Origin of the sequence: Acinetobacter towneri DSM 14962 = CIP 107472 (assembly GCF_000368785.1) — a bacterium.
Taxonomy (GTDB): domain Bacteria; phylum Pseudomonadota; class Gammaproteobacteria; order Pseudomonadales; family Moraxellaceae; genus Acinetobacter; species Acinetobacter towneri.
On the sequence record NZ_KB849689.1, the window covers coordinates 432515 to 434872 of the forward strand.

Annotated in this window: 3 protein-coding genes and 1 pseudogene; 1 reads left to right on the top strand and 3 read right to left on the bottom strand. The window is 36.0% G+C overall.

Annotated features, from left to right (window positions below):
* Positions 1-34: 34 nt before the first annotated feature.
* Positions 35-1240 (bottom strand): IS256 family transposase, encoded by a 1206-nt coding sequence (locus F947_RS06350; RefSeq protein ID WP_004973108.1) that lies wholly within the window; start codon positions 1238-1240, stop codon positions 35-37.
* 59 nt (positions 1241-1299) lie between these two features.
* On the opposite strand from F947_RS06350, the pseudogene F947_RS14980 reads away from it, so the two are divergent.
* Positions 1300-1416: pseudogene (locus F947_RS14980) on the top strand (integrase core domain-containing protein); the annotation flags it as partial.
* Between the two features lie 39 nt (positions 1417-1455).
* Here F947_RS14980 and F947_RS06355 read toward each other — a convergent pair.
* Positions 1456-1896 carry a hypothetical protein gene (locus F947_RS06355; RefSeq protein WP_004973476.1) on the bottom strand — a complete coding sequence of 147 codons (441 nt, stop codon included), beginning with the start codon at positions 1894-1896 and terminating at the stop codon, positions 1456-1458.
* The gene (locus tag F947_RS06360; protein WP_004973477.1) at positions 1893-2276 is read right to left on the bottom strand and encodes a hypothetical protein; all 384 of its coding nucleotides are present in this window, start codon (positions 2274-2276) and stop codon (positions 1893-1895) included. The genes F947_RS06355 and F947_RS06360 overlap by 4 nt, the downstream gene beginning before the upstream one ends.
* Between the last annotated feature and the right edge of the window lie 82 nt (positions 2277-2358).

Below are 2358 nucleotides of genomic sequence, written 5' to 3' on the forward strand. Positions count from 1 at the left end.
GAGGGCGTTCAAAATTCTGTGTCAGTAAATTTGACTAGATTTTAATTATATCATCTAATCGACCTTCAAAGTAAATGGATAATTGAGTAATCGTTTGTCCCCATTCCTGAATAGGCATTGTCCATTTTTCTGATGCCTGTTGAATACCAATATACAGTAATTTCATCAGACTATCCTCATTGGGGAAAGCTCCTTTGGTTTTGGTTAGTTTGCGGAATTGACGATGTACGGCTTCAACGGCATTGGTGGTGTAAATCGGCTTCCTAATCGCTTTAGGGTATTTGAAATAGGCGGATAGTAGATGCCATTTGGTACGCCATGACTGAATGACCACACCATATTTTTCGCCCCATTTTTCTTCTAGCTCATCCAGTGCTACTTCTGCCGCCCCTTTGGTATCAGCACGGTAAATTGGCTTTAAATCAGCCATAAATGCCTTCTGATCTTTACTGGCAACATAGCGTAAAGAATTACGAATTTGATGAACGATACACAGTTGTATTTCTGTTTGAGGGTAAATCGCTGCTATGGCTTCGGGGAAACCTTTTAGTCCATCTACACAGGCAATCAGAATATCCTGAACACCACGATTTTGTAGGTCTGTCAGTACACTAAGCCAATGGTTCGCCCCTTCGCTTTCCGACAAATGCAAGCCGAGTAGTTCCTTCTTACCTTCAACATTTAAAGCTAAAATGGTATAGATCGCTTTGCTCACATAAACACCTTTATCCTTCACTTTGTAATGTATGGCATCTAACCAAACAAAGGGATAAATTGTATCGAGTGGGCGTTGTTTCCATGCTTGTAACTGAGGGAGGAGCTTATCTGTAATATTGGTGATAGCACCATCTGAAATCTCCAATCCATACATATCAGCAACATGCTTTTGAATATCACGATAGCTCATACCAAGTGCATAGAGTGATATGATTTTATTGTCAATTTCTTCTGATAATTTGGTCTGGTTCTTTTTAACTAACTGTGGCTCAAATTCACCATTTCGATCTCTAGGGGTTTCAAGCTCAAATGAACCTGATGTAGATTTTACTGTCTTGCGAGTATAGCCATTGCGGCGATTACCTTGTTTCGGATTCGCTTCAATGTAATTCTCGATTTCTGCTTCAAGAGCAGCTTCGGTCAGCTGTTTAATTAAAGGGGTGAGTATGCCATTTTCTCCAGTCAGTGCTTGTCCTGACTGGAGTTGTTTTAAGGCTGTTTCAAAATCAAATGTAGTTGCCATAATGCATCATTCCTGTTTTTAACAGTTTAAGGAAATGACACAGTTTTTTGAACACTACCCAATTGAGTGCATATTTTGAGTTTTATAATCTGAAACGACCTCATTCAAGTCTAGACAAAATGACACCAAATGAGTTTTACTATGATCAGCTACCCCAACAAAACAAGGTGGCTTAACTAGAGCAGAACATCACTTATAAATACGCTTTTAGTTGTTCAAACAAGTGGGACCACCTCTAAATTGAGTAAATCTAGACTTTTACATTTAGAAAAAATTACCTTATTTACAATGTTATCTTTGTATTCAAAAAAATGATCTTCATATAAAAACCAAGTAAAATAAATAGTATTATTATTCCTTGCTGCCCTTTTACTGAAATCATCAAAGGTTTCTTCTAAAGTGATTCTGTAATTCTCAGATAATAAACCTTTAGGATAGAAAAATTTTTTACAATTTTCATCATTTATCACATTGCTATAATAGTAATTATCATTTAGTAAGTTTTTTAGTGAATTTATAAAGCTAGTCACATAAGTAGGAGAGTCTAAAGTTCCTAGATACTCCCCCTCAATACATAAACGCAATGGGATGAAATTACTATTCTGATAATTTCCATCAAACTCTATAAAAACTTGATCGTTTCCAATTCTATTCATTTGCTATCTACCATTTTTATCAAGTCAGAAGGGACATCAGAAATCTTGATATTTCGTTCCTTTCCTGAGGACGTAATACCTTTTGTCGAACCATTCCAATGGAAATTGCCATTACCATCATCTTGAAACCTATGATAAATGACCTTCCCATCTTTATTTTCAATTGCCCATCTATTTTTTGGATCACTATCAATTTTTACACTGTTTTCCCATAATTTTACATGATTGTCAGGAATTATTGCTTCAGTAGAGTTATAAGGCATATTTCCATCTTTCAAGTCATGATGTCCTGGATTTTCATAATATTGTGTTTCAACATTAATAACTTTATCTTTAGTTGATGGCTTGGTGCCTTCGACTATGTAATGGCTTTGTTGCACAAACCTATCTGTAAAGGCTTTTTCAGCGATATAATTTTCAAATGAAGAAGCCTACACACAAAATCTACCGCACAACCAATTG

Coding starts and splice junctions, on each gene's coding strand:
- F947_RS06350 (WP_004973108.1), bottom strand. CDS start 1,240: ATGGCAACTACATTTGATTTTGAAACAGCCTTAAAACAACTCCAGTCA.
- F947_RS06355 (WP_004973476.1), bottom strand. CDS start 1,896: ATGAATAGAATTGGAAACGATCAAGTTTTTATAGAGTTTGATGGAAAT.